Origin of the sequence: Alistipes sp. DJF_B185 (genome assembly GCF_964250025.1) — a bacterium.
Classification (GTDB): domain Bacteria; phylum Bacteroidota; class Bacteroidia; order Bacteroidales; family Rikenellaceae; genus Alistipes; species Alistipes finegoldii.
Window position 1 is genome coordinate 1 of record NZ_CAXUDY010000047.1, and the last position, 2,893, is coordinate 2,893.

The following is a 2,893-nucleotide window of genomic DNA, read 5'->3' on the forward strand; positions in this document are numbered from 1 at the left end:
AAATGCCGCTCGTAACTGCGGGAGAGGAAACTCATGTCCCCCTCGCCCGTGGCCGGGCGGTAACGCTCGCGGATGAAGTCGGGTAGGTCAGGGACATTACTGCCCCTTTCCCCCCTAAGAACCGTACGTGAGAGTTTCCCCTCATACGGCTCAAGCAACTCAATGCTTTTATTTCTACATAAAAGCCGGCTCATAATCCTCTGTTTTTAACTGGTAATAACTTCTGCGGCAACCGTCATGAAGAAGAAAACTATCCATTCGGTTATTTGTCAGCTGTTTTACGACACTCCAAGAGTGTTCGTTGTCTATCGGCTCACCACAGTAGGGACAGCAGCGTTGTTGTCTCTTCCAGAGATGCAGCAGTGATTTATACCCGTTGAGCGATTGGAGCATTTTGTAGGTTTCCCTGTGTTCAAAATATTCCTTCCACTGCGGGTCGTATGGGTTTGCATCCCCTTTGATTTTTACAAACCGCTTTATTTTGGTGTCGTACAGTCGTTTCAGCACGATTATACTTTCGGGTTTTCTCTTGTTGGGAGTGACCGCGAAAGTCCATTTACGGTTGTTAATCTTGTGGAAATACTTGTCAGCAACCCAATACTTCCCCTTTTTCGGGTGTCGGCGTTGTGCCCACTGCCATAACTTTTCGAAGATCAGTTTGTCAGCTTTCCTGAAAGTCTTGGATGATACGGAGTAGCGATAGTAATTCGCCCAACCCGTTATGATCGGGTTCAGTAGTCTTATCAGGGATTCCTGTTTTGCTCCCTTATGAGCTTCGATGGTTTCCCGGATTTTGACCATAAACCTTTTCAGACTCTCTTTTGACGGTTTTATCAGAAGTTTTCCGTTATACTTGCGAATGTTGTATCCGAGAAAATCGAATCCTTTGCCGATGTGAGTTATCTTCGTTTTTTCTTCTGACAGGGTAAGCCCCCTTGCATGGAGAAACTCACGAACAATAGGCAAGATCTCGTTTTGCAACAATTCCTTCGATGCTCCGGTGATTACAAAATCATCGGCGTACCGTATAAGGTGTACCTTGTAGCTGGTATAGACGCCCTTTTTACAGTGTGTCTTAAACCGTCTTTTCAGTACCGCCTCCAATCCGTCAAGGGTCATATTGGCAAGGGTCGGCGATATGATACCGCCTTGCGGCGTGCCTTCAACCGTCGGGAATAGCTCGGAGTTGTAAACAAAACCACTGTTCAGCCATTTGCGGAGCATCACTTTATCCATCGGGATATTATTCAGCAGCCATTCGTGGCTTATGTGGTCGAAACAGCCTTTGATGTCCCCTTCAAGTATCCATTCGGGCGATACGTCTTTTGCGAGTACACAGAAGCATTGTTCCCTTGCATCGAACGTGCTTCGTTCCTTGCGGAACCCGTAGGAGTTGTTGTCGGCTGTCGTTTCAGCTACCGGCTCCAATGCCATCAGATACAGCGCCTGCATAGCCCTGTCTTTCATGGTAGGAATACCCAACGGCCGTTGTTTGCCGTTCTTTTTGCTGATATAGACCCGTTTCAACGGTTGGGGATTGTATCCCCTGCGTTTCAGTTCGCTGATTGCCTGAAACTTCGCTTTTGGGGTTTTCCATAATACACGGTCAACCCCTGCTGTCTTTTTACCTTTGTTAGAGGTCACCCGCTTTACGGCCAATGCTTTGGCGTAAAACGAATGCGTTAGCATCCACTGTAAAGCTTTCACTTTACCGTATCTGCCTTCTTTTTGAGCCTTTACAATACGTGCTTGTAGCTTTTTAACCGCAATTTCGCACCGGAGCCAGTCTATGCTGTCCCAAGCGTTCGATTTTCGGTCAGTCGATGCACACGAAATTTCTAATTCGTTCATTTGCGTTTCAACTTTAAAAAGTTCTAAAAGTTTCTTGTAAAGAGTCACCATGCGGAAGTCTGCCCGCTTTCGCGTAGGGTAACGTTGAAACCCCTATCCGCCCCATTACAGGACGGCATTCGCTTTTTCCGCATTCCTGTGCCTGCATCCCGTTCGGCCTTCCTTACGGTCGGCTTACCTGTTTTCGTAGGAGAGATACAGGTTTTCCATGTTCCGTGTAAGTGACAAAGAGAATGGGTTAGAATCTGTCATTCCGCCGGCAGCAGTGTGGTTCGTGTAACCCCAGACTGGAGAGGGTTATCCTCGCTGCACCCGTTTCCGGGCTTGAGCCTGTCAGTATCGTTTGGCTCATTCAAACTAACGACGTTTAGCGACAGTTCACATGTGTTATTCATACCATTCAAGCCAAGCTCCCGCGCCGTCTGATACTGACGACGATTGTTTTCCCCTCACGGTTCAAACTGCCCCTTTCGGGCGGGCTACCTTGTCTGGGCAGCTTAATACAATTAAGGTGCATCTGCCCATAGGCTACTGCTGACGAAACAGCAGGTTTAATCTTTGTTTTATGTCATACTCGATGACTTAAATTATTTGTTAAACAATCACTTACACGACATCATGTCGCACCCAGTCCTGCTTGTGTACCACGCTGTATTCGGGCAAGACCTTCAGGGCCTTGCACCAGGCGGCGTGGATCGCCTCGTACTCGGCGGACGTGACGGTGAACAGCTCCGGGAGTTCGACCCGATAGACGACCGTTATGTCCGCGTCCTTGCTGATGATACAACCGCCTTCCACGGCCAGGAGCGGGAACTTGCTTTCCAGCGTGGTGGCTTTCAAGATGTTTCTCATACGCGGCCCCCCTTTCTTTTCAGCAACCGGCGCAGGGACTTGCGGTTGAGCAGGTAGCGGGGATGCCGGCGCGCGGCGAGCAGCTTCATCAGCCCGTGTTCCCCGTAACGGGCGTTCAGGCGGAAGGTAAGCCAGACCAGCACCGAAGCCGCCGCAACGCCGAAAGCGATACATACCCACTGATCGACCC

The 2,893-nt window shown here is 49.4% G+C and carries 3 protein-coding genes; all 3 read right to left on the reverse strand.

Annotation, left to right across the window (positions count from 1 at the left end; genetic code table 11):
* Positions 1–174: 174 nt before the first annotated feature.
* Complete coding sequence (ltrA, locus tag ACESTR_RS15895; protein WP_005840044.1) at positions 175–1,851, reverse strand: group II intron reverse transcriptase/maturase; 1,677 nt, start codon at positions 1,849–1,851, stop codon at positions 175–177.
* Between the two features lie 606 nt (positions 1,852–2,457).
* Positions 2,458–2,703, reverse strand: coding sequence for a DUF3875 domain-containing protein (locus ACESTR_RS15900; RefSeq protein ID WP_080693108.1), 246 nt, complete (start codon positions 2,701–2,703; stop codon positions 2,458–2,460).
* On the reverse strand, positions 2,700–2,893 hold a 194-nt coding region (locus tag ACESTR_RS15905), incomplete at its 5' end, for a DUF4133 domain-containing protein (protein WP_373179430.1). The genes ACESTR_RS15905 and ACESTR_RS15900, both read right to left, overlap by 4 nt.